At 71.7% G+C, this 22,899-nt stretch carries 23 protein-coding genes and 1 tRNA gene; 13 read left to right on the top strand and 11 right to left on the bottom strand.

What is annotated here, in order from left to right:
* Window positions 1-51: 51 nt before the first annotated feature.
* Together ACZ7HQ_RS00120 and ACZ7HQ_RS00115 are read right to left on the bottom strand one after the other, a co-directional pair.
* Window positions 52-594 (bottom strand): GPR1/FUN34/YaaH family transporter, encoded by a 543-nt coding sequence (locus ACZ7HQ_RS00120; protein ID WP_470982621.1) that lies wholly within the window; start codon window positions 592-594, stop codon window positions 52-54.
* A 114-nt stretch (window positions 595-708) separates the two neighbouring features.
* Window positions 709-1,236: a universal stress protein gene (locus ACZ7HQ_RS00115; RefSeq protein ID WP_470982619.1), complete on the bottom strand. Its 528-nt coding sequence runs from the start codon at window positions 1,234-1,236 to the stop codon at window positions 709-711.
* A gap of 314 nt (window positions 1,237-1,550) precedes the next feature.
* Between ACZ7HQ_RS00115 and ACZ7HQ_RS00110 the strand changes: the two genes are divergently transcribed.
* From ACZ7HQ_RS00110 to ACZ7HQ_RS00095, 4 genes are all read left to right on the top strand, one after another.
* A complete protein-coding gene (locus ACZ7HQ_RS00110) occupies window positions 1,551-1,841 on the top strand; it encodes a hypothetical protein (protein ID WP_470982617.1) in 291 nt (96 codons plus the stop codon).
* A 378-nt stretch (window positions 1,842-2,219) separates the two neighbouring features.
* Entirely contained in the window at window positions 2,220-3,440 is a 1,221-nt protein-coding gene (locus tag ACZ7HQ_RS00105; RefSeq protein ID WP_470982614.1) for a helix-turn-helix domain-containing protein, read from the top strand.
* 80 nt (window positions 3,441-3,520) lie between these two features.
* Window positions 3,521-4,123, top strand: a complete 603-nt coding sequence (gene orn / locus ACZ7HQ_RS00100; RefSeq protein ID WP_470982611.1) for an oligoribonuclease — start codon at window positions 3,521-3,523, stop codon at window positions 4,121-4,123.
* A 106-nt stretch (window positions 4,124-4,229) separates the two neighbouring features.
* Window positions 4,230-4,302, top strand: a tRNA-His gene (locus ACZ7HQ_RS00095).
* Window position 4,303: 1 nt separating this feature from the next.
* Here ACZ7HQ_RS00095 and ACZ7HQ_RS00090 read toward each other — a convergent pair.
* The gene (locus ACZ7HQ_RS00090) at window positions 4,304-5,779 is read right to left on the bottom strand and encodes an MDR family MFS transporter (protein WP_470982610.1); all 1,476 of its coding nucleotides are present in this window, start codon (window positions 5,777-5,779) and stop codon (window positions 4,304-4,306) included.
* Between the two features lie 83 nt (window positions 5,780-5,862).
* Between ACZ7HQ_RS00090 and ACZ7HQ_RS00085 the strand changes: the two genes are divergently transcribed.
* Window positions 5,863-6,465 (top strand): TetR/AcrR family transcriptional regulator, encoded by a 603-nt coding sequence (locus ACZ7HQ_RS00085; protein ID WP_470982608.1) that lies wholly within the window; start codon window positions 5,863-5,865, stop codon window positions 6,463-6,465.
* A gap of 119 nt (window positions 6,466-6,584) precedes the next feature.
* Window positions 6,585-7,550: an NAD(P)H-dependent flavin oxidoreductase gene (locus tag ACZ7HQ_RS00080; protein WP_470982605.1), complete on the top strand. Its 966-nt coding sequence runs from the start codon at window positions 6,585-6,587 to the stop codon at window positions 7,548-7,550.
* A gap of 69 nt (window positions 7,551-7,619) precedes the next feature.
* Here the strand turns inward: ACZ7HQ_RS00080 and ACZ7HQ_RS00075 are convergent, their stop codons facing one another.
* Window positions 7,620-8,675: a LacI family DNA-binding transcriptional regulator gene (locus ACZ7HQ_RS00075; RefSeq protein WP_470982603.1), complete on the bottom strand. Its 1,056-nt coding sequence runs from the start codon at window positions 8,673-8,675 to the stop codon at window positions 7,620-7,622.
* A 386-nt stretch (window positions 8,676-9,061) separates the two neighbouring features.
* Between ACZ7HQ_RS00075 and ACZ7HQ_RS00070 the strand changes: the two genes are divergently transcribed.
* The 4 genes from ACZ7HQ_RS00070 (at window position 9,062) to ACZ7HQ_RS00055 (ending at window position 13,825) form a co-directional block, all read left to right on the top strand.
* Window positions 9,062-10,393, top strand: a complete 1,332-nt coding sequence (locus tag ACZ7HQ_RS00070) for an ABC transporter substrate-binding protein (RefSeq protein ID WP_470982600.1) — start codon at window positions 9,062-9,064, stop codon at window positions 10,391-10,393.
* Window positions 10,390-11,415, top strand: a complete 1,026-nt coding sequence (locus ACZ7HQ_RS00065; protein WP_470982599.1) for a carbohydrate ABC transporter permease — start codon at window positions 10,390-10,392, stop codon at window positions 11,413-11,415. Before ACZ7HQ_RS00070 ends, ACZ7HQ_RS00065 begins: the two co-directional genes overlap by 4 nt.
* Window positions 11,412-12,296, top strand: a complete 885-nt coding sequence (locus ACZ7HQ_RS00060; RefSeq protein ID WP_470982598.1) for a carbohydrate ABC transporter permease — start codon at window positions 11,412-11,414, stop codon at window positions 12,294-12,296. The genes ACZ7HQ_RS00065 and ACZ7HQ_RS00060 overlap by 4 nt, the downstream gene beginning before the upstream one ends.
* A 95-nt stretch (window positions 12,297-12,391) precedes the next feature.
* The gene (locus ACZ7HQ_RS00055) at window positions 12,392-13,825 is read left to right on the top strand and encodes a GH1 family beta-glucosidase (RefSeq protein ID WP_470982596.1); all 1,434 of its coding nucleotides are present in this window, start codon (window positions 12,392-12,394) and stop codon (window positions 13,823-13,825) included.
* Between the two features lie 78 nt (window positions 13,826-13,903).
* Here ACZ7HQ_RS00055 and ACZ7HQ_RS00050 read toward each other — a convergent pair whose 3' ends face one another.
* The 4 genes from ACZ7HQ_RS00050 to ACZ7HQ_RS00035 form a co-directional block, all read right to left on the bottom strand.
* Window positions 13,904-14,215, bottom strand: coding sequence for a trypco2 family protein (locus ACZ7HQ_RS00050; RefSeq protein ID WP_470982595.1), 312 nt, complete (start codon window positions 14,213-14,215; stop codon window positions 13,904-13,906).
* An 86-nt stretch (window positions 14,216-14,301) separates the two neighbouring features.
* Window positions 14,302-15,786, bottom strand: coding sequence for a glycoside hydrolase family 18 protein (locus ACZ7HQ_RS00045; protein WP_470982593.1), 1,485 nt, complete (start codon window positions 15,784-15,786; stop codon window positions 14,302-14,304).
* A 132-nt stretch (window positions 15,787-15,918) separates the two neighbouring features.
* The gene (locus ACZ7HQ_RS00040; RefSeq protein ID WP_470982592.1) at window positions 15,919-17,301 is read right to left on the bottom strand and encodes a sensor histidine kinase; all 1,383 of its coding nucleotides are present in this window, start codon (window positions 17,299-17,301) and stop codon (window positions 15,919-15,921) included.
* Window positions 17,298-18,014 (bottom strand): response regulator transcription factor, encoded by a 717-nt coding sequence (locus tag ACZ7HQ_RS00035; protein WP_470982590.1) that lies wholly within the window; start codon window positions 18,012-18,014, stop codon window positions 17,298-17,300. Before ACZ7HQ_RS00035 ends, ACZ7HQ_RS00040 begins: the two co-directional genes overlap by 4 nt.
* A 99-nt stretch (window positions 18,015-18,113) precedes the next feature.
* On the opposite strand from ACZ7HQ_RS00035, the gene ACZ7HQ_RS00030 reads away from it, so the two are divergent.
* Window positions 18,114-18,623 (top strand): hypothetical protein, encoded by a 510-nt coding sequence (locus ACZ7HQ_RS00030; protein WP_470982589.1) that lies wholly within the window; start codon window positions 18,114-18,116, stop codon window positions 18,621-18,623.
* 4 nt (window positions 18,624-18,627) lie between these two features.
* Here the strand turns inward: ACZ7HQ_RS00030 and ACZ7HQ_RS00025 are convergent, their stop codons facing one another.
* Both ACZ7HQ_RS00025 and ACZ7HQ_RS00020 read right to left on the bottom strand, forming a co-directional pair.
* The gene (locus ACZ7HQ_RS00025) at window positions 18,628-19,515 is read right to left on the bottom strand and encodes a spermidine synthase (protein WP_470982587.1); all 888 of its coding nucleotides are present in this window, start codon (window positions 19,513-19,515) and stop codon (window positions 18,628-18,630) included.
* 34 nt (window positions 19,516-19,549) lie between these two features.
* On the bottom strand, window positions 19,550-19,963 hold the full coding sequence (locus ACZ7HQ_RS00020; protein ID WP_470982586.1) for a hypothetical protein: 414 nt from the start codon (window positions 19,961-19,963) through the stop codon (window positions 19,550-19,552).
* 267 nt (window positions 19,964-20,230) lie between these two features.
* Between ACZ7HQ_RS00020 and ACZ7HQ_RS00015 the strand changes: the two genes are divergently transcribed.
* Window positions 20,231-21,700, top strand: a complete 1,470-nt coding sequence (locus ACZ7HQ_RS00015) for a hypothetical protein (protein ID WP_470982583.1) — start codon at window positions 20,231-20,233, stop codon at window positions 21,698-21,700.
* A gap of 41 nt (window positions 21,701-21,741) precedes the next feature.
* On the opposite strand, the gene ACZ7HQ_RS00010 is transcribed toward ACZ7HQ_RS00015, so the two are convergent.
* On the bottom strand, window positions 21,742-22,338 hold the full coding sequence (locus tag ACZ7HQ_RS00010; protein WP_470982582.1) for a histidine phosphatase family protein: 597 nt from the start codon (window positions 22,336-22,338) through the stop codon (window positions 21,742-21,744).
* A gap of 240 nt (window positions 22,339-22,578) precedes the next feature.
* On the opposite strand from ACZ7HQ_RS00010, the gene ACZ7HQ_RS00005 reads away from it, so the two are divergent.
* The coding region (locus ACZ7HQ_RS00005) for a phosphatase PAP2 family protein (protein WP_470982580.1) at window positions 22,579-22,899 on the top strand (321 nt) is incomplete at its 3' end.

Below are 22,899 nucleotides of genomic sequence, written 5' to 3'. Positions count from 1 at the left end.
GCCCCCGCGTGTGCCACCAGCACGCGGGGGCCCTTTCGGTGCCGCTCGGATTCAGCCGGTGGCCGTCACCCCCCGGCCCGCGGCACGCCCGGGAAGGGCCGTCGGCCAGTGCGCGAGCGCCGCGGTGGCCGCGTACCAGGCCACCGCACCGGAGACGGCCGCCGCCCAGCCCCCGGCCTTGGTGAGAGCCGAGCTGTCCGCGAACTGCGCCACGGCCAGCACCAGCATCGCCAGGAACAGCAGGCCGTGCATGACCTGACCGAGGCTGTCGCCGCCCGCGAGGGTCAACGTGAGCGCCACGAGGGCGAAAAGAAGCAGGAAGAGCCCTGCCGCGTTGGCGGAGGAGTGACCGCCGACCGCCCAGGTGAACCACAGGGCGCCGAGGGCCGCGAAGCCCGTACCGGAGACGCCGTCACCGCTGCGGAAGGCCAGCAGGCCGACCAGGAACAGGGCAACTCCGCCCACGTAGTGGGCCACTGACACGGCGTCGGACGCGGCCACACCGTGGATCACGCCTGTCGTGCCGAGGCCGAACGCCAACAGGGTGACTCCCAGGGCGAGTCGGCCGACCACCGTAGTACTTCCGTTGTCCACGGCGGGCTCCCTTCATGCTGTGCAGTTGCGCGGTGACCGGTATATGCCCTTCACAAGGGCACAAACCACCTCTACGCGCGAGTAGTTTCGCGCCGCACAAAGGGAGTTGGGAGCTCAGGGAATGACGATCACGGGCCGCTGGGCCCGCTTGGCGAGCCGCCCCGCGACGGAGCCGAAGATCCGGCCGACGATGCCGTGTGTGGAGCCGACGACGATCGCGTCCGCCTCGTACTCCTTGCCGACCTCTTCGAGCTCGTGGCAGATGTCGCCGCCGCGCTCGACGAGGATCCACGGCACCTCGGCCAGGTAGTCCGCGCACGCCAGCTCGAGGCCGAGGACCTCGGTGCGGTGGTCCGGTACGTCGACGAAGACGGGCGGCTCGCAGCCGGCCCACACGGTGGTCGGCAGCCGGTTGGCGACATGGACGATGATCAGGCCGGCCCGGGAGCGGTGGGCCATGCCGATCGCGTAGGCGAGGGCGCGCTCACTGGAGGTGGAGCCGTCGAAGCCGACGACGACTCCGTGCCGGAAGGCGGGGTCGCAGGAAGGACGTGGCTCTTCCGCCGCCAGGGGATCGGCCGCCGTGGGGTCGGCGACCGGCCGCTTGCGGTCCGCGGGTTCGAAGAATTCGTGACCGGCCATGGCTGTCTCGGCGTTGTGATCCTTTATGGGAGGGATGACAGTGTGCGGCGGAGCTGTGTCCGGGAAACATCTTCCCAACCCCATACCCCCAAGGGTACGGCGGCACGCCTCCTGAGCCCAGATCCCGCGCACGCTCCGTAAGCGGTCCCCGACATCCGTAGGGGTTCACCGGAGCATGCACGAGCCGCGCCCGTAACGCAATGGTTGCTGCCCCGTACAGGCGGTTTGCACAGGATTCACAGACGTACGGCCGGTGACCGACCGCTCGAACAGACGTTGAACCCCGTGAGCCACCGCCACAGGGAGTACCACTGATGCCCCGTCCCCGATCCACCTCCGATCCGCACCCCGCGCCGGACACCGTGAGCGATGTGATCCGCTGGGCCGCCTTCAGCTGCGTCCTCGTCCCGGTGGTCCTGGTCTGGTACGGCACCTCGCTGGCCGGCGCGGCGGGTGCCGCGCTCGGTCTGGCCGCCGTCACGGCCGTGTGCCGGATCCTGTTGCGCCGGTCCGAGCGGTGCGCCGAGCGGACCTCTCGCGGCCGCAGGCGTTGCCCGAAGCAAAGAGGTGGACGTCACACCCGCAGGCGGACACCGGTCGACTGACCTGTTTCCGTACCCCCGAGCGCATCTTTTCAGCCAACTTCTGAATGTCGCCCCGCAGGGGCCCCGACCACCCTCCAACCCCCGTTCGACCTGCACGGAAAGGGTCCAGGAGCGGCTGCGCACCCTACGCGGTTTGGCCACTGCGACAAGGCGCACTTCCCTGCACGGCCCGCGAGTGCAACGCTTCGTGATCGAATGCTTCACGCCAAGTTGTCATGTCGACAATTCGGGCGTGTTGGAACTGGTCACCGTGAGACCGCGGGACCCAGTAGATTCGATCTTGACTGTCTTACGGCGGGGGACTCGTGCAGGACCGAGGGGAAACGTGCAGGAGCGACACAACCGAGGAGCCGCGACCACCGAGGGGGGCTTAGCAGTATGAGCCACGACTCCACTGCCGCGCCGGAAACCGCGGCCCGGAAGCTTTCCGGGCGCCGCCGCAAGGAGATCGTCGCGGTGCTGCTGTTCAGCGGCGGCCCCATCTTCGAGAGTTCCATTCCGCTGTCGGTGTTCGGAATCGACCGTCAGGACGCCGGCGTCCCGCGCTACCGGCTGCTGGTGTGCGCCGGAGAGGAAGGCCCGCTGCGGACCACAGGGGGCCTGGAACTCACCGCACCGCATGGGCTGGAGGCGATATCGCGCGCCGGGACGGTCGTCGTACCGGCCTGGCGTTCGATCACCGCGCCACCACCGGAGGAGGCGCTCGACGCGCTGCGCCGGGCCCACGAGGAGGGTGCCCGCATCGTCGGGCTGTGCACGGGCGCGTTCGTGCTCGCGGCGGCCGGACTGCTGGACAGCCGCCCGGCGACCACCCACTGGATGTACGCGCCGACGCTGGCCAAGCGCTATCCGTCGGTGCACGTCGATCCACGTGAGCTGTTCGTCGACGACGGCGATGTGCTGACGTCCGCGGGGACGGCGGCCGGAATCGATCTCTGTCTCCACATCGTGCGGACGGACCACGGCAACGAGGCGGCCGGCGCGCTCGCCCGGCGCCTGGTGGTCCCACCGCGCCGGTCGGGCGGCCAGGAGCGCTACCTCGATCGGTCTTTACCAGAGGAGATCGGCGCCGACCCGCTCGCCGAGGTCGTCGCCTGGGCGCTGGAACACCTCCACGAGCAGTTCGACGTGGAGACCCTGGCGGCACGCGCCTACATGAGCCGCCGTACGTTCGACCGCCGGTTCCGTTCGCTGACCGGCAGCGCTCCGCTGCAGTGGCTGATCACCCAGCGGGTGCTGCAGGCGCAGCGGCTGCTGGAGACGTCGGACTACTCCGTGGACGAGGTGGCGGGCCGGTGCGGCTTCCGCTCCCCCGTCGCGCTGCGCGGGCACTTCCGCCGCCAGCTCGGTTCGTCCCCCGCCGCCTACCGGGCCGCCTACCGGGCCCGCAGGCCGCAGGGTGACAAGCCGGCCGACGCGGAGCCTGCGATGTCCGCGTCCGGCCAGCCCGGCCCACCCATGGGCCTCGCCGGTCCCGCCCCGGTGGGGCACAGCCCCGCGCTGCTGCACCCGGACCGGGACAGCGGCGTACCGATGCAGAGCCGCCGCCAGGCGGCCGGCGCGGTGGGGCTGCTGCCGGGACCACGGAGCGGTAACTGAGAGTGGGGGCGAGCACACGCTCGCCCCCCTTACCAGTACAGGGCGTCCAAAAAAGCTGACGTCAGCTTTAGGGTGGTCGCATGAACGATCGCATGGTGTGGATCGACTGCGAGATGACCGGCCTCTCGCTGTCCGACGACGCGCTCATCGAGGTGGCCGCCCTCGTCACCGACTCCGAGCTGAACGTACTCGGCGAGGGGGTGGACATCGTCATCCGCCCGCCGGGGCAGGCGCTGGAGACGATGCCGGAGGTGGTGCGTCAGATGCACACCGCGTCCGGGCTGCTCGCCGAACTGGAGAACGGTACGACCCTCCAGGACGCCGAGGAGCAGGTCCTCGCGTATGTGAAGGAGTACGTGAAGGAGCCCGGCAAGGCCCCGCTGTGCGGCAACTCCGTCGGCACCGATCGCGGCTTCCTGCTGCGGGACATGCCGACCCTGGAGGACTGGCTCCACTACCGCATCGTCGACGTCTCCTCCGTCAAGGAGCTGGCCCGCCGCTGGTACCCGAGGGCGTACTTCAACAGCCCGGAGAAGAACGGCAACCACCGGGCCCTCGCCGACATCCGCGAGTCGATCGCCGAGCTGCGCTACTACCGCGAGGCCATCTTCGTCCCGCAGCCGGGGCCGGACTCCGACACCGCGAAGTCGATCGCCGCCAAGCACGTCCTGCCCGCGCGGTAACGCCGAGGAGAGGGGCTCGCGAAAACGTGTGCGCGAGCACCCCTTCGGACCCTGTAGACTTCTTCTCGGCCGGTCGGGGAAACGACAAGTTCCACCGCCGGTCATGGTGGGTGTAGCTCAGCTGGTAGAGCACCTGGTTGTGGTCCAGGATGCCGCGGGTTCGAGTCCCGTCACTCACCCTCACCGATCAGCCGGTGACTCCGTCGCAAGACGAGTCACCGGCTGATTCGTTTTCCCGGACCCGGATCCGCCCCGCAGCGGCACCTCCACCACGAGCAGCGCCAGCGCGAACGCCACTGCGCACACCCCGGCGCTCGTGAGGAAGACGTGCCGCGTGCCGTTCGCCACCGCGTGCCGGTACGCCTCACCCCGCGCCGTGGCCGGCACCGCCCGGGTGAACAGCGAGCCGAAGACGGCCACGCCCACCGAGCCGCCGAGGGTGCGGAACAGATTGGTCGCCGCCATGGCCGCCCCCATGTCCCGCAGTTCCACGCTGTTCTGCGCGATGGTGGTGGCCATCTGCATCGTGAAGCCCAGACCGAGGCCGACGAGGGCCATCCAGCAGCCGGCGGTGAGGCGGGAGGTGCCGGTGTCCATCGTGGCGAGCATCACCGTGCCGGCCGTCAGCAGCAGGGTGCCGAGCACCGGGAACACCTTGTAGCGGCCGGTGCGGGACATGATCTTCCCGGCGAGGTTGGAGGCGATCACCACCGGGACCATCATCGGCAGCAGGAGCAGCCCGGAGCTGGTCGCCGTGGCGCCCTGGACGGTCTGCTGGAACAGGGGCAGATAGAGCGCCGACCCGAACATCACCACACCGACCGCCGCCAACAGGCCGATGCCGAGCGGGAAGTTGCGGTGCCCGGTGAACACGCGGGGCGGCAGCAGGGGTTCGGTCACGCGCCGCTCCACGGCGACGAACGCCACCGCGCCGAGTGCGGCCACCGCACCCAGGGCGAGTATGCGCCAGGACGTCCACGCGTACGTCGTACCGGCCCAGGTGGCCGCGAGGACCGCCGCGCCGATCGTGGCCGCGAGGACGGCGATGCCCGCCCAGTCGATGCGCGGCCGGCGCTTCGGGGCCCCGTCCGGCAGGCGGAGCAGCAGGTGGACCCAGACCAGGGCGACGATGCCGAGCGGCAGATTGGCGTAGAACGCCCAGCGCCAGCCGAGGTGTCCGGTGACCAGGCCGCCGACCAGCGGTCCGCCGACCACGCCGAGGGCCATCACGGAGGCTGTCATGCCCTGGTAGCGGCCCCGCTCCCGGGGCGGCACGAGGGTGCCGATCAGGGCGAACCCGCCGGCGGCCAGCCCGCCCGCGCCGATGCCCTGCAGGGCGCGGAACTCGATCAGCTGGGCCATCGAGTGGGCGGCACCGGCGAGCAGCGAGGCCGGCAGGAAGAGCGCGACCGAGGCGAGGAAGACGTGCTTGCGGCTGTACAGGTCACCGAGCTTGCCCCAGACGGGAGTCGAGACGGCGGTGGCGAGGGTGTACGCCGTGACGACCCAGGAGATGTGCTCCAGGCCGCCCAGGTCACGGACGATCGTCGGCATCGCCGTACCGACGATGTTGTTGTCGAGCATCCCCAGCAGCATGGCGAGCATCACGCCGAGCAGTGCCCAGCGGACGTTCTTGGGAGGTGGTGTTGTGGTCATGCGGCCCAGAAAAGCACACCGACTCACTAAGTGCAATGAGTCAACTTTTTGTCTGCGACAACCGAAGGGGTAGGCTACGGGCCATGACGGAGACGACCGAGCCGATGGGCCGCCGCGAACGCAAGAAGGCCGCGACCCGCCGGGCGCTGGCGGACGCGGCACTGGAGCTGTTTCTCGAGCACGGCTTCGACGCGGTGAGCATCAAGGACATCGCGGAGGCGGCGGACGTCTCCACGACGACCCTCTTCAAGCACTTCCCGAGCAAGGAAGCGCTGCTGTTCGACATGGACACGGACGTGGAACAGGCGCTGGTCGCCGCCGTGCGCGACCGGGCGCCCGGCACACCGCTCATCCAGGCCCTGCGCGAGCACATGCTGCGGGCCCGGGCATTCAAGTCCGAGTACGACGAGCAGATCGCCGTGTTCCAGCGGCTGGTCAGCAGCACCCCCGCGCTCGTGGAGTACCACCGGCGCATGTGGATGCGGCACGAACGCGCCCTGGCCGACGCGATCGCCGCCGACACGGGCGCCCCCGCCGACGACCCCGCCTGCGCCGCCCTGGCCCACCTCACCCTGGAGGCCCGGACCCTCACCACCCCGTCCGCCGACCGCCTGAGCGCCGTCAACGCGGCCTTCGACCTGCTGGAGCGGGGGTGGGAGGCGGTGCGCGGTGCGGAGGGGCGCTGACGGTGCCTCTCACCTTTTCCGGGGCGGGAGTTGAACGGCACATGGTCTCCCCGGTGTGGCGCTCCGCCGCCTCCGGGTAGACCCTGACGGACCTCTCAGCTCCGGAAGGGGACTGCCTCATGGCGTTGTCGACGGCGTTCACGCGGCTGTTCGGGGTCGAGCACCCGATCGCCCTGGCCCCGATGGGCGGTTCGGCCGGCGGGGCACTGACCGCGGCGGTCTCGCGCGGTGGCGGGCTCGGGCTGCTGGGCAGCGGGAACGGCGACCGGGACTGGCTGGCCCGCGAACTGCCCCGAGTGGCCGCCGAGGGCGCCGGAAGGCCCTGGGGTGTCGGCTTCCAGGCGTGGGCCACCGACGTCGGTGCGGTGGAGTGGACGCTGGAGCACGGTCCGGCGGCCGTGATGCTGTCCTTCGGTGACCCCGGTCCGTTCGTGGAGCGCATCCGCGACGCCGGTACGGCGCTGATCCTTCAGGTGACCGGTCTGGAGGAGGCCCGCAGGGCGGTGGACCTGGGCGCCGACGTGATCGTGGCGCAGGGCACGGAGGCCGGCGGGCACGGCGCACGGCACGGGCGGTCGACGCTGCCGTTCGTGCCCGTCGTGGTGGACCTGGCGGCGCCCGTGCCGGTGCTCGCGGCCGGGGGGATCGCCGACGGCCGCGGTGTGGCGGCCGCCCTGGTCCTGGGTGCCGCGGGGGCGCTGCTCGGCACCCGCTTCCAGGCCACGGCCGAGGCCCTGGTCGACCCCGCGACCAGCCGGGCCATCATCGCGGGGCGAAGCGAGGACACCGAGCGCAACCGGGTGCTGGACATCGCCCGCGGCTCGCGCTGGCCGGCCAGGTACACCGCCCGTACCCTCCCGCACCCCTTCCTCGACCGCTGGCGGGGCCGGGAGGCGGAACTCGCGGACGACCCCGAGGCCGGACGGTCGTACCGGGAAGCCGTCGCGGGCGGTGCCGTCCCCGCGCTCCCGCGGTGGGCCGGCGAAGGCGTCGACCTCATCGACGACCTGCCCTCCGCCGCCGGCCTGGTCACCACCCTGGCCGCACAGGCCGAGCAGGCGCTGGACCGGACCCGCGGACGCTGACCCCGGCCCGGCGCACGGATGACCGGCCTTGCACGGAACGCGATCCACACCACGCGGAGGCGACCGGTGTCACGACGACGCCCGCACCACCAGCTCGGTCGGCAGCACCGCATGCCGGCGCTCCAGCCCCCGGGACACCGGCGGGCGGCGGTCGGCGATCTCCGTGAGGAGCAGGTCGATCATCGCGCGGCCCATCTCCTCGATGGGCTGGCGGACGCTGGTGAGGGGCGGGTCCATGTGGCGGGCGATGGCGGAGTCGTCGTAGCCGACGAGGGCCACGTCGTCCGGGATACGGCGGCCCGCCCCGCGCAGCGCCTGCCGGGCGCCGGCCGCCATCACGTCCGAGCCGGCGAAGACCGCGTCCAGGTCCGGGTCCCGCTCCAGCAGCACGGTCATGGCGTGGCGGCCGCCCTCCTCCGTGAAGTCGCCCGGTTCGACGAGGAGTTCGTCCGGCTTCCGGCCCGCGTCGCGCAGGGCGTCGCGGTAGCCGTCGACGCGGCGCTGGGCACCGTAGACGTCCAGGCGGCCGGTGATGTGGGCGATGCGGGTGCGGCCGCGGGAGAGCAGGTGCTCCACGGCCGAGCGGGCACCGCCGTAGTTGTCGGAGTCCACGGAGGTGAGCGTCTCGCCGGCCGAGCGGGGACCGCTGATCACGGCCGGGATCTCCAGCTGGGCCAGCAGGTCGGGCAGGGGGTCGTCGGCGTGGACGGAGACGAGGAGCACGCCGTCGACCCGGTGGGCCGCCAGGTACTGGGCCAGGCGCTGCCGTTCCCGGTCGCTGCCCGCGAAGATCAGCAGCAACTGCATCTCGGTGTCGGAGAGTTCCGAGCCGACGCCGCGCAGCATGTCCGAGAAGTACGGCTCGGCGAAGAAGCGGGTCTCCGGCTCGGGGACGACCAGCGCGATGGCGTCGGTGCGGTTGGCGGCCAGGGCGCGGGCCGCCGTGTTCGGCACGTAACCCAGTTCGGCCACGGCCGCCTCGACCGCGGCGCGGGTGGCGTCGCTGACCCGGGGCGAGCCGTTGATCACCCGCGAGACCGTGCCCCGGCCGACCCCGGCCCGGGCGGCGACCTCCTCGAGCGTGGGCCGGCCCCCGCTTCGGCCCCGCGCTCCGTGGCTTGCCATGGGCTCCGCCTCTCTCGACCGACTCCTGGTGCTGGCCTGGAATCTAACAGCACCGTTTGCCGTGGTCGCCGTCCCCGCGGGCGGCGCCCACGGACCCTCCGCGCGCCGGACTCAGGCCCCGTCCGCACACGCCGGACGGGCTGGACCGGGCGCCCCCCGGCTCAGGCAGCTAACGCTCGGATAACTGAACGCAGTTGCGCTGTCCGCTCCCTTGACACCCCGCCCCCGACCGACGACTCTTCAACACATCACTGGTGGGAGCGCTCCCACGGTACCTGACACCTACACAACCCGCACGTTCCCCGCCCGAGCCGCAGCGACTACGAACGGGCCCGATTCCATGCAGTTGGCCGGGGGGTCGGCACGTCAGGCAACAGGAGGACGCAATGCGCACGAGCATCCGCCGGTCCCAGCGGCTGATGGCCCTCGCGGCCGTGGCCGCGCTGACCACGGGTCTGCTGGCCGGCTGCGCCAAGGACTCTGACGACAGCTCGTCGGACGGCTCCGGCGGCGGAAACGGCAGTGGCAAGGGCAAGACCACGCTGACCATCGGCACCTTCGGCGTCTTCGGCTACAAGCAGGCCGGCCTCTACGACGAGTACATGAAGCTGCATCCGGACATCAGCATCAAGGAGAACGTCACCACTCGTACCGACGTGTACTGGCCGAAGGTGCTCACCCGTCTGCAGGCCGGATCCGGCACGGACGACATCGAGGCCATCGAGATCGGCAACATCACGGAAGCCGTGCAGACCCAGGCCGACAAGTTCGTGGACCTCGGCAAGGAGGTCGACAAGTCGCAGTGGCTGGACTGGAAGAACGCCCAGGCCACCACCAAGGACGGCAAGCTCATCGGGCTCGGGACCGACATCGGGCCGATGGCCATCTGCTACCGCAAGGACCTGTTCCAGAAGGCCGGGCTGCCGACCGACCGGACCAGGCTCGCCGAGATGTGGAAGGGCGACTGGGGCAAGTACGTCGACGTCGGCAAGCAGTACATGAAGAAGGCGCCCAAGGGCACCAAGTTCGTGGACTCGGCCTCCTCCGTCTACAACGCGGCGGTCGGCGGCGCGAGCGAGCGGTACTACGACAAGGACGGCAATCCCGTCTGGGACAGGTCCGAGGGTGTGAAGAAGGCCTGGGACGTCGCCATGAGCGTGGCCACCAGCGACATGTCGGCGAAGCTGAAGCAGTTCGACCCCACGTGGGACCAGGGCTTCGCCAACGGCACCTTCGCCTCCGTCGCCTGCCCGGCCTGGATGATCGGCTACATCGAGCAGAAGTCCGGTGACTCCGGCAAGGGCAGGTGGGACGTGGCGGCGGCGCCGGCCGCGTCCAACTGGGGCGGCTCCTTCCTCGGCGTGCCGACCGCGACCAAGCACCAGAAGGAGGCCGTCGCGCTGGCGAAGTGGCTGACCGCTCCCGAGCAGCAGGCGAAGGTCTTCGCCAAGCAGGCCAGCTTCCCGTCGACCCCGTCGGTGTACGCGGGCCTGAAGCCGCAGTCCGACACCACGGCGTACTTCTCGGGCGCCCCGCTCACCCAGATCTTCTCCGACTCGGCGAAGACCATCCCCTCGCAGCCCCTCGGCCCCAAGGACAAGCCGATCGACAACGCGATCAGCGACGTCGGCATCCTCCAGGTCGAGCAGAAGGGCAAGACGCCCGCGCAGGGCTGGGACGCCGCGACGAACGAGATCAAGGACGTGCTCGGCCAGTGACCGACCCGAAGCAGGCTCTCGCGCACCCCGCGTCGAGCGCCGAGGCCGCGCCCGGCACCCCGCCGGGCGCGGCCCGGGGCGCTCACGGTCGCGGTGCGCCGGCGGGCACCGACTCCTGGCGCAGCCGGCTGTACCGCTGGGACATGAAGGCGTCGCCGTACGCGTTCGTGTCCCCGTTCTTCGTGCTGTTCGCGGCGTTCACGCTGGTCCCGCTGCTCTACACGGCCTGGTACTCGCTGCACCACGTGCAGCTGTCCGCGCTGGACCACCAGAGCTGGGCGGGCCTGGACAACTACCGGAACCTGTGGTCGTCGGAGTTCTTCTGGAACGCCCTGACGAACACCCTGACCATCGGTCTGATCTCGACCGTGCCGCAGCTGCTCGCGGCGATCGGCCTCGCCCACCTGCTGAACTACCGGCTGCGCGGCTCGACCGTGTGGCGCGTGGTGATGCTGACCCCGTACGCCACCTCGGTGGCCGCGGCGACCCTGGTGTTCACGCTGCTGTACTCGTGGGACGGCGGCATGGTCAACTGGATCCTGCACTTCTTCGGGGTGGATCCCGTCAACTGGCGTGAGTCCGACTGGGGTTCGCAGTTCGCGGTCTCCTCGATCGTGATCTGGCGGTGGACGGGTTACAACGCGCTGATCTATCTGGCCGCCATGCAGGCGATCCCGACCGATCTGTACGAGTCGGCGGCGATCGACGGCGCGAACCGCTGGCAGCAGTTCCGGCACGTGACGGTCCCGCAGCTGCGCCCGACGATCCTCTTCACGGTCGTCGTCTCGACCATCGGCGCGACCCAGCTGTTCGGCGAACCGCTGCTGTTCGGCGGGGTGAGCGGGTCCAAGGGCGGTTCCGAGCACCAGTACCAGACGCTCGGCCTGTACATGTACGACCAGGGCTGGATCATCGGCAACCTCGGCAAGGCGTCCGCGATCGCCTGGTCGATGTTCCTGATCCTGCTGGTCATCGCCGCGATCAACCTGCTGCTCACCCGACGGCTGAGGAAGTCCCAATGACGACGAGTGAACTGGCACCGCCCCGGAAGGCGGTCCGGCGCCGGGGCCGGACGGGCGCGGGCAAGCAGCTGCACGCGGGCCCGGTGACGTACGTCGTACTCACGGTCTTCGCGCTGGTCTCCCTCGCCCCGCTGGTGTGGACGGCGATCGCCGCCTCGCGCACCTCCCACCGCCTCGACGAGACCCCGCCGCCGCTGTGGTTCGGCGGCAACCTGTTCAGGAACCTCCAGACGGCCTGGGACCAGGCGGGCCTCGGCACCGCGATGTTCAACTCGGTGATCGTGGCGGGCACGATCACCGTGAGCACGGTGCTGTTCTCCACGCTGGCCGGCTTCGCCTTCGCCAAGCTGCGGTTCCGCTTCTCCGGTCTGCTGTTGCTGCTGACCATCGGCACGATGATGATCCCGCCGCAGCTGGCGGTCGTACCGCTGTACCTGTGGATGTCGGACCTCGGCTGGTCGAACCAGTTGCAGACGGTGATCCTGCCGAGTCTCGTCACCGCCTTCGGTACGTTCTTCATGCGGCAGTACCTGGTGCAGGCACTGCCGACGGAGCTGATCGAGGCGGCCCGGGTGGACGGCGCGAGCAGTCTGCGGATCGTCTGGCACGTGGTCTTCCCCGCCGCCCGTCCGGCCATGGCGGTGCTCGGCCTGCTGACGTTCGTGTTCGCCTGGAACGACTTCCTGTGGCCGATCATCGCCCTGAACCAGCAGAACCCGACCGTGCAGGTGGCCCTGAACTCGCTCGGCACCGGCTATGTCCCGGACCAGGCGGTGATCATGGCGGGCGCCCTGCTGGGCACCCTGCCGCTGCTGATCGCGTTCGTCCTGTTCGGCAAGCAGATCGTGGGCGGGATCATGCAGGGCGCGATCAAGGGCTGATTTTCTCCTCCCAGGGGCCGGGCCACCGCCGCCCCGGCCCCTTCCCCCTCCCCCACTACGCCGGGTCTGCCACGACCCTCGATGGGAGCGCTTCCATGCCTGAACCCGTTACCCCCGTGACCTTTCCCCGCGCCTTCCTCTGGGGCGCCGCGACCTCGGCGTACCAGATCGAGGGCGCGGTGCGGGAGGACGGCCGCACCCCCTCGATCTGGGACACCTTCAGCCATACGCCGGGAAGGACGGCCGGCGGTGAGACCGGTGACATCGCCGTCGACCACTACCACCGCTACCGCGACGACGTGGCGCTGATGGCGGAGCTGGGCCTGAACGCCTACCGCTTCTCGGTCTCCTGGTCCCGGGTGCAGCCCACGGGCCGGGGTCCCGCGGTCCAGCGCGGACTGGACTTCTACCGCCGTCTGGTGGACGAGCTCCTCGCCCACGGCATCAAACCGGCGCTCACCCTCTACCACTGGGACCTGCCGCAGGAGCTGGAGGACGCGGGCGGCTGGCCGCAGCGGGACACCGCCTTCCGCTTCGCCGAGTACGCCGGACTGGTCGGCGAGGCGCTGGGCGACCGGGTGGAGCAGTGGATCACCCTCAACGAGCCCTGGTGCAGCGCCTTCCTGGGCTACGGCTCAGGCGTCCACGCCCCCGGCCGCACCGACCCGGCGGCCTCCCTGCGCGCCGCCCACCACCTCAACCTGGCGCACGGCCTGGGGGCCTCGGCCCTGCGCTCGGTGATGCCGGCCCGGAACGAGATCGCGATCAGCCTCAACTCGTCCGTGGTACGGCCGCTCTCCCAGGACCCCGCCGACCTCCGGGCGGCCCGCCGGATCGACGACCTCGCCAACGGCGTCTTCCACGGTCCGATGCTGCACGGCGCGTACCCCGAGTCGCTGCTGGCGGACACGGCCCCGGTCACGGACTGGTCGTACGTCCTCGACGGCGACACCCGCACGATCAACGTCCCGCTGGACGCGCTGGGCCTGAACTACTACACCCCGGCCCTGGTGTCGGCCGCGCCCGGCGGGGCCCGCCCGGGCGCGCGGGCGGACGGCCACGGCGCGAGCGACCACTCCCCCTGGCCGGGCGCCGACGACGTGCGGTTCCACCAGACGCCGGGCGAGCGCACGGAGATGGGCTGGACGATCGATCCGACGGGCCTGTACGAGCTGATCACGCGGTACGCCAGGGAGGCCCCCGGCCTGCCCCTGTACGTCACGGAGAACGGGGCCGCCTACGACGACAAGCCCGAGCCGGACGGCCGTGTGCACGACCCGGAGCGCATCGCCTACCTGCACGGCCATCTCTCGGAGGTCCGCCGCGCCATCGGCGACGGCGCGGACGTCCGCGGCTACTACCTGTGGTCCCTGATGGACAACTTCGAGTGGGCGTACGGGTACGGCAAGCGCTTCGGCGCGGTGTACGTGGACTACGCCACGCTGGAACGGACACCGAAGTCGAGCGCGCGGTGGTACGGGGAGGCGGCGCGGACGGGGGTGTTGCCTGGGGTGGAGGCAGAGGTCTGAGCCGCCGGAGAGAGGTGCGGCCGCGCCGGGGGGCGAGGGCCGCACCCCGCGCGGCCTGCGCCGGCCGCAGTCCCCGGGTCAGCGTTCGCCCTCAGCCTCGCCGCCCGCGATCAGGATCGGACGGACCGGGCTGCCGTCATCCGGGACGGCCTTCGGGGTCAGAGTGACCTTGATCCGCTGTGTCTGGGCGTGGGAATACTTGCCGTTCGCGCCCGCGTCGACGACCCAGAGCCGCACCTTGGCGTCCGCGCCCGCCTCACGCGTGACGGCGACGGTGGCCTCGATCTCGACCGGCCCCAGCTCGAACCGTACGAGCTGCCCGTCCCCGTCGGTCAGGGCCGACGTGAGCTGTTGCCTCAACTCGCGGATCATGTCGGACAGTTCGATCACTGCGCCCCCTCGTGCACCGGATGCACCGATGCTACCGGGGGCGCGGCACCCCACCGTCGTGCCGCGCCCCTCGGGGAGGGAGCGGGTCAGTGGAAGGCGGCGAACGCCTTCGAGAACGCGTACGCGTCCTGGGCGATCGAGCTGCAGGTGGCGTCGGCGGTGGGCTTGGGGCCGCCGGCGCACTGCTTGTCCCGGGTGGCTGACCACATGGACAGACCGCCGAGGCCCTTGGACTTGGCGAAGTTCACCAGCTGGGTGGCGTCGTCCACCTTGAAGACCTCGGAGGAGACGTCGTTGACGCCGATCATCGGGGTGACCGCGACCGCCTTCCAGGCGGCGGAGTCGGAGAGCCCCAGGACGCTCTTGACCTGCGCCTGGGTGGCCGTGGCGGCCTGTTCGGCCAGGTCACCCATGTCCCCGCTGAACGAGGGGCCGTAGTCCATCGCCATGATGTTCACGGCGCCGATCCTCACGCCGTTGGACTTGGCGTCGGACAGGAGGTTCACGCCGTCCTGGGTGAGGCCCTGCGGCAGCACCGGGAGGGTGAAGGAGACGTCCAGGTCCGGGTGCTGGGCCTGGAGCTTGGCTATCGCCTTGGCCCGCAGGGTGTTCGCCGCCGTGTTGGGCAGCGCGCCGCCCTCGACGTCGAAGTCGACCTTGGTGAGCTTGAACGCGTCGACCGCCTTGCCGTACGCCGCCGCCAGCGCGTCGGCCGAGGAGCAGGTCGTGGCCAGTTCGGAACCGGAGGCGCCGCCGAAGGAGACCCGGACGTCACCGCCCTTGGCGCGCAGCGAGCCGATCTGCGCGGCGACGCCGTCACCGGTCAGGTCGGTCACGCCGCCCCACTTGGGGGTGCAGCCGCCGCCGTCGGTGATGAAGGCCAGGTTGTAGTTCTTCACGCCGGTCGCGTCCGCCGCGCCGAGCAGGTCGAAGGCCGGGTAGAGGGAGGTGTCGACGTACGGGGCGAAGCCGGCGGAGGCGGTCGTGCCGTTGCCGGTGCCGCTGCCACTGCCGGTCGTCCGGGTGGCGGTCGGGGTCGGAGTGGCGCTCCTGGTCGGGGTGGGGGTGGCGCTCCTGCTGGGCTCGCCGGTCGGAGCCGGGGACCGGGTCGCGGTGGGGCGGCCGCTCGGCTCAGGGGTGGCGCCGCCGTCGGCGGAGCACTGGGCTTGGTCGATACGACAGCCCGTCGGGGCGCCGCTGCCGTCGACGACGAAGCCGACGGTCACCGACTTGCCGGGGGCGAGGCCCTCGGTGTCCCATTTCGCCGGCTTCACGGTCACGTGCGAACCGCTGACGCTCGACTCGCCGTTCCACAGGGAGCCGAGCCGGGCGCCCGCCGGGAGGTCGAACTCGAGCGTCCAGGTCTTCTCCTGCTGTGCGCTGTTGTTGGTGACGACGTACTGCGCGGTGTAGCCGGTGGACCAGTCACTCGTCCTGGTGTACGCGGCGTTCACGCCGGCCGCGTTGGCGGTGCCGGTGAGCAGGACCGCGCCGCCCCCGACGACGGCCGCGGCCACGAGACCGCCTATCGCCTTGTTCCTGCCACTGATCCTGCGCCGGTGCGTGCTCATGCGCGTGCCTGCCTTCGCTGTTCACGGGGGTGAGGTGCGGCAGCACGCTAGCGATCCGGAATCGGACAAATGGCTTGATCGGGACGGCCGTTGAAGACCTTAGGGTTCGCTTAAGGAAGGGATCGGGGACGATTAATGGTCGAGACCAGTGGGGACCGGTTTGCCCGATCGGCGCCTTCGCGCCCGCCCCCGCGCCACCGGTTTGCGCCCGGCCGACTGGAACCAGAGCCGCACCTCGGTGCCGCCGAGGACCGAGGAACCGATACGGACGTCCCCGCCGGTGGACTCGGCGAGCCGGCGCACGATGTCGAGGCCGAGGCCGGTCGAGCCGGTGTTCCCGGAGCCGCGGCCACGGGCCATCGCGGCGTCCGGGTCGGATATGCCGGGGCCCGCGTCGGAGACCAGCACGATCACCGCGTCCTCGCCGTTGTGCACGTCGACCGCGAAGGCGGTGCCCTCGGCGGTGTGCCGGAAGACATTGCCGAGCAGGGCGTCGAGGGCCGCGGCCAGGTCGGCGCGGGCCACGGGTATGCGCACCGGCCGCTCGACGCCCGCCACCCGCCACTTGCGGCCCTCGTCCTCGGCGAGCGCGGACCAGAACTCCATGCGCTCGCGCACCACTTCGGCCGCGTCGCAGCCGGCTCCGGGCCCGGCCGCGACCGTCTGCGGCTTGGCCTCCCGGGCCGTGCGGATGATGGTGTCGACCTCGCGCTCCAGCTGGGCGACGGCGGCCCGGGTCTGCTCGGCGGCCGGTCCGGCGCCCAGTGAGGCCGCGTTGAGCCGCAGCACGGTGAGCGGTGTGCGCAGGCGGTGGGAGAGGTCCGCCGCCAGCTCCCGTTCGTTCGCCAGGAGCTGGACGACCTGGTCGGCCATGGAGTTGAACGCCACGGCCGCGAGGCGCAGTTCTGTCGGGCCGTCCTCCGGCACCCGGGCGCCCAGTCTGCCCTCACCCAGTTCGTGCGCGCCGCGCACCAGTCGCTGGGCGGGCCGCACCATGCGCACCCCGAGCCGGTCGGCGACCGCGACCGAGCCGACGATCAGCGCGAGGCCGACGGCGGCGAGCACCGCCCAGGCCGTGCCGACGCCGTTGGTCACCTCGGACTCGGGGACGTAGACCTCGACGACCGCGATGGCTCCGGAGCCGAGCGCGACCGGCTGGAGCAGGGTGGAGCCGCCGGAGACGGAGGCCGTGGAGGCCCGGCCCTGTTTCCGCACCGCCTGGATGTCACGGTCGGCGGCGCGCTGTCTGCCGATGTCGATCGCCGGGCGGCCGTCGGCGGCGGCCAGATGCACGGCCATCCCCGAGTCGGCACCGGCGGAGGCCACGACGCGCTCCAGTTTGTCCCGGTCGGTGGTGATGGACAGCGCGGGCGCCACCGCCGCGGCTTCCCGCTCGGCGTTGGAGAAGGCACGGTCGCGGGCCATCTCCTTGACGACCAGGCCGAGGGGGACCGCGAAGGCGACCACGACCATCGTGGTGACCGCCAGGCAGACCTTGACCAGGGCCCATCTCATCGCACCGGCTCCCTGTCGCCCCGGTCGGCGGGCGGTTCGAGCTTCACGCCGACACCCCTGAGCGTGTGCAGATAGCGGGGTTGGGCGGCCGTCTCCCCCAATTTCCGGCGCAGCCAGGACAGATGGACATCGATGGTCTGGTCGTCGCCGTAGGACTGCTGCCAGACCTCGGCGAGGAGTTCCTTGCGCGGCACGACGACCCCGGGCCGGCCGGCGAGGAAGGCGAGCAGGTCGAACTCGCGTCGGGTGAGGTCGAGCCGGACTCCGTCCAGTTCGGCCTGGCGGCGCAGCGGGTCGACGGTCAGGCCGCCGACCCGCAGCACGGAGGAGGGCGCGGCCTCCCCGCCGCCGGAGCGGGTCCGGCGCAGTACGGCCGCGATCCGCGCGGAGAGGTGCTCGACGGAGAACGGCTTGGTCAGATAGTCGTCCGCGCCGGCGTTCAGCAGCCTGACGATCTCCGTCTCGTCGTCCCGGGCGGTGGCGATGATGACGGGCACGTCGGTGATGCCGCGGAGCATCTTCAGCGCCTCGGAGCCGTCCAGGTCCGGCAGTCCGAGGTCCAGGATGACCACGTCGAAGCGGAAGTGGGCGACCTCGCGCAGCGCCTCCAGAGCCGTACCGACGCTGCGCACGGTGTGCGCGGCGTCGGTCAGATGCCGGATGAGCGCCGAGCGTACGAACTGGTCGTCCTCGACCACGAGCACACTTGCCATGCGCCGCACCGTACGCCATGCGGACCACACCGGGCGGGCGCCTGTGGATAACTCGGATGATGTGCGCACCGCGCTGCCCCTGGGGCAGTATGGCCCGCGATGCGCAGAGGACTCGTACACGTACTGGCGTGGCTGCTCGCGACGGGAGCGGCGGTCACGCTGTCGTGGTGGGGTGTGCACACGGTGATGGTCCAGACGGCGTACGACCCGCCGCGCGCCCTGCCGGTCACGGACGCCGGCGCGACGGCCCAGGGCTCCGCGACCCTGCCCGCACCGAGCCGGCGGCCGGCCTCGCCGAAACGGCGGTCGCCCAGCCCGGCGCCCCCGGCCCGGACCCCCACACGGTCCCCGGGCAGCCCCTCCCCCACGGCGTCCGCCTCGGCGTCCGGCCAGGTCAAGTCGTACGACACCGACGGCGGCCGGGCCGTGTTCGAGCTGGGCACGTCCAGCGCCACCCTCGTCTCGGCGACACCGGGATCCGGCTGGTCGATGCAGGTGTGGAAGACCGAGACGTGGATCCGTGTGGAGTTCAGCAGGGGCACGGGCCGGGTGTCGGTGTTCTGCACGTGGCACGACGGTCCGCCCCATGTCGAGGTCGGGACCTACTGACCCCTCACCGGAACACCGAGGGCGGCGGAGCCGGGGACGCCACGGCTGCCTCGTCCGTCACGGGAGTCGCGCCGCCCGTGAAGTCCGTCAAGGACCTGCCGTGTTCGACCCGGGCCGGGTGCGGGTCGGAGGCGGCGCGGCGGGTGAGCTCGGCGAGCGGGAGCGGGGCGTCGGAGGCCACCAGGACGGCGTTGCCGAAGCGCTTGCCGCGCAGTACGGCCGCGTCGGCGATCAGTGCGAGGTCGGTGAACCGGGCGGCGGCGGTGGCGACCTGGCCGCGCAGATGGGCGAGCGGCGGCCCGTCGGCGAGGTTGGCGGCGTAGACCCCGGACGGCGTCAGGGCCCGGCGGACCTCGTCGAGGAACTCGGCGGAGGTGAGGTGGGCGGGCGTACGGGCGCCGCTGAACACGTCCGCGATGACCAGGTCCGCCCAGCCGTCCGGCACCTTGGCGAGACCCGCGCGGGCATCCACCGCCCGGACCCGGATCCGGGCGTTCGGGTCCAGGGGAAGCTGCCGGCGGACCAGTTGGACCAGGGCCGCGTCGCGCTCGACGACCTGCTGGGTGGAGCGGGGGCGGGTGGCCGCCGTGTACCGGGCCAGGGTGAACGCGCCACCGCCGAGGTGCACGGCGTGCACGGGCCTGCCGGGCGGGGCGAGAAGGTCGATGACGTGGCCCAGGCGGCGCTGGTACTCGAAGACGAGGTATGCGGGGTCGTCCAGGTCGACGTGCGACTGGGGCGCTCCGTCGATCAGCAGCGTCCAGGCCCGGCTGCGGTCGGGGTCGGGGACGAGCTGTGCGAGCCCGCCGTCGACCGGCTCGACGACGGCTTCGACGGCCGCCGGCCTGCGCCGTGCGTCCCGTGCCTGCCGTGTGTTCCTGGACCTGCCCATCGGACCATTTTCGCAGCCGGCCCGGGCGGGCGCCTCACCGGCAGCTGTCCGCCGCCTCGATCATCCGGGCCGCCTCGCCGAGGGCCCGGCGCAGCACCACCGGGTCGGTGGCGAGGTCGGCCTCGCCGGGCGGCAGCAGCCAGTCGGAGCCCTCCACCGGCGGCTCCGGGTCGAGTCTGAGCCCGCGCCCGTCCGTCTGAGTGCAGGTGCTGCCCGGCACGTCCCAGCAGGCCGCCGTGCCGGCCGGAACCAGGAAGCCGAGGGTGGCGCAGCCGCCGTCGTGCAGCACGGGTCCCATCGCGTCACCGGAGCCTCGCCGCAGGATGTCGACCGCCTCGAAGCCCTGCCGGGCCGGTACCGTCACGAGGTCGCAGGCCGCCGCGCCCGCCGCGGTCTCCACGGTCGACGACGGCGACGTACAAGGTTCGTTGCTCTGGCTGGTCTCCATGCCGGCCTCCACCACACAGCCCTGTTGCGGTCCATGGGGTCCAACGCGCGGGGCGCGTCAACGGCTACGGCACAAGTGCGCCGCAAAGGATGGCACTTCATGGCAGATCGTGGATGAGATATCCGGTTTGTAGCCAAACACTGCGTGGCGGGTCGTTCACAGCAGGTACGTTCATGCCCGCCGGAACCAGGGCGTCACTCGGACAACTCGTCCCGAATCCGTCCCGGATCCGGCATGGTTCGACGGTTCGCACGAGAGGACCCGGCCATGGCGTCGTCAACCGAGACCGCGTCACAGCCCGAACGGCCACCCCGGCCGAACCTCGCCTTCCGGCATCTGCGCGGCAGTCGTTCACCCGCCGAGTTCGCGGCACTGGTACGCCGTGCCGCGCGCGAGATCGGTGAGCGAGTGAGCTGTGACGCGCGGTACGTCGGCAGGGTCGAGGCGGGCGAGATCCGCTGCCCCAACTACGCGTACGAACGGGTGTTCCTGCACATGTTCCCCGGCCGCACGCTCACCGACCTCGGCTTCGCGCCCCGCTCGTCCGTCCGCGGGCGCGCGGCCCGGCCGACGGCGGACGGGCCCGAGACGCTCATCACGGGTGCGGGTCAGGGGCCCGGTGAGATGTCGGCCGCGGTCGAACCGTATGACACGCAGGACCCGTACGGCCCGCACGAGCCGTACGCGAAAGACCATCTGAACCACGAGGAGAGCGACGTGCTGCGTCGCGCATTCATGACCGGCGGAGGCGCCACGATGGCCGCCGCCACGCTGGGCCCGCTGGGGCTCACCACGGACGCCGCGGCCGCGGGCCGGCCCGCACGCCGCCCCGGAACCCCCGAGGCGGCCGCCCTGGAGGAGGCGGTCCGCCGTATCCGGCTGCTCGACGACCGGCACGGCGCGGACGGTCTCTACCGGCGCGCGGCGGCTCCGCTGCGCGCGGCCTACGCACTGCTGGACGCCGGCGCGACCCGGCAGACCACCGCCGACCGGCTGCACTCGGGCGCCGGTGAACTCGCCATCTCCGTGGGCTGGCTGGCGCACGACTCCGGCCGCTTCGACGACGCCCGCTCGCACTACGCGGAGGCGCTGGCCACGTCCCGGATGACCGGGGACCCGGCGCTGGAGGCGCACGCCTTCTGCAACACCGCGTTCCTGGCGCGGGACGCCGGCCGGCCACGCGAGGCGGTCCGCGCCGCGCAGGCCGCCCAGCGGGCAGCCGCTCCGCTGGGATCGGCGCGCCTGATGTCCCTGCTGGCGCTGCGGGAAGCCGGCGGCTGGGCGGGGCTTGCCGACCGCACCGGCTGTGAACAGGCACTTGTCCGGGCGCAGGCCCTCTTCGCGCGGGGCCGCTCGGACGCCGACCCCGAGTGGATGAGCTTCTACGGCGAGGCCGAGCTGGAGGGGCTCGAGGCGCAGTGCTGGTCCACGCTGGGCGACTGGCGGCGCGCGTCACGGCACGCGTATCGCGCCGCTCAGCTGCAGGACCCTCATTTCACGCGGAACATCGCGCTCTACACCGCGGAACTCGCCGACGACCTGGCCCGGGAGGGTCGTCCCGACGAGGCGGCTGCCGCGGGCCTGAAGGTGCTGTCGTTGCTGGACCAGGTCCAGTCCTCGCGCATCCAGAGCATGCTGGCGGGGACGGCGCGGGTGCTGCTGCCGCACCGGCGGGCGTCCGGCGTCTGCGAGTTCCTGGACCGGCACGCCTCTGTGCCTAGAACGGGGAGGGTGTAGGCGGTGCGGGCGGGGTTGCCCGGGCGGGTGTGGCGCCCCGGCTATCCCGCCAGGTGACCCACGTCGTTCCAGCTCTCGATCGCCGGTTCCCCGTAGGCCCAGCCCAGTATCGACAGTGAGGTCGGGTTCAGGCGTATCCGGGCGGCGAAGTCCAGCGGCAGGCCCAGCCAGCGGGCGCCTATGGAGCGGAGCATGTGGCCGTGGGCGAAGACCAGCACGTCGCGGTCGGCCGACCGCGCCCAGGCGACGATCTCGTCCGCACGGGCGGTGACATCGGCGACGGACTCCCCGCCCGGCACCCCGTCGCGCCAGATCAGCCAGTCGGGCCGGTCCGCCTTGATCTCGGCCGGGGTCAGCCCCTCGTACGCCCCGTAGTCCCATTCCATCAGCGCGTCCCACCGCTCCGCCCGCTCCCCGAACCCGGCGAGCTCGCAGGTCTCGGCGGCCCGGACGAGCGGGCTGGTGCGGACCTCGACGCCGGGCAGCCCCGCCCACGGCGCCCGGTGCAGCCGTTCACCGAGCAGCTTCGCGCCCTCGCGCCCGCTGTCCAGGAGCGGGATGTCCGTCCTGCCCGTGTGGTTGCCCCGGACCGACCACTGGGTCTGGCCGTGCCGGGCGAGCAGGATGCGCGGTGCCATGAAGGCTCTCCCTGGAACGCTGGTGCTGGGTTCTTCCATCATCCCGTACCGGCCCTCCAGGCAACCTCCCGGCCCCGAGGGGCGTCCCACCCTGCGCAGTCCCGGCCCCGGAATCGGACCACGGCGGGACCGCTGCGTACGGGACGTCCGGAAGGGGACCCCCGGGGGATGCGGTGGCACGGCGCCGCCGTACGGTTGAACGTTCGTCGTCGGCCGCATGAACATGGGGAGAGCTACCGGATGCCGCACGCCACCGCGCCGCCCGCGACCGGTCATCGACCCCGCTGGTGGACGGAGCTGCCACTGATCGCGGTGGTGTACGCGCTGTATTCCGTGGGCCGCCTGCTGGTGCGCGGCGACGTGTCGACCGCGGTCGACCACGGCCTGGCGATCCTGCGGCTGGAACAGGCGCTGTTCCTCAACGCGGAGCACCCGCTCAACCGCCTCTTCACCCGTGAGCCCTGGATCGGCGTACCGGCCGACTTCTGGTACGCGTCGCTGCACTACCTGGTCACCCCGGTGCTCCTGATCTGGATCTTCCGCTCGCGCACCGTGCGCTAC

This window comes from Streptomyces sp. NPDC037290 (assembly GCF_055603245.1).
This window is presented reverse-complemented; position numbering and strand designations above follow the sequence as displayed.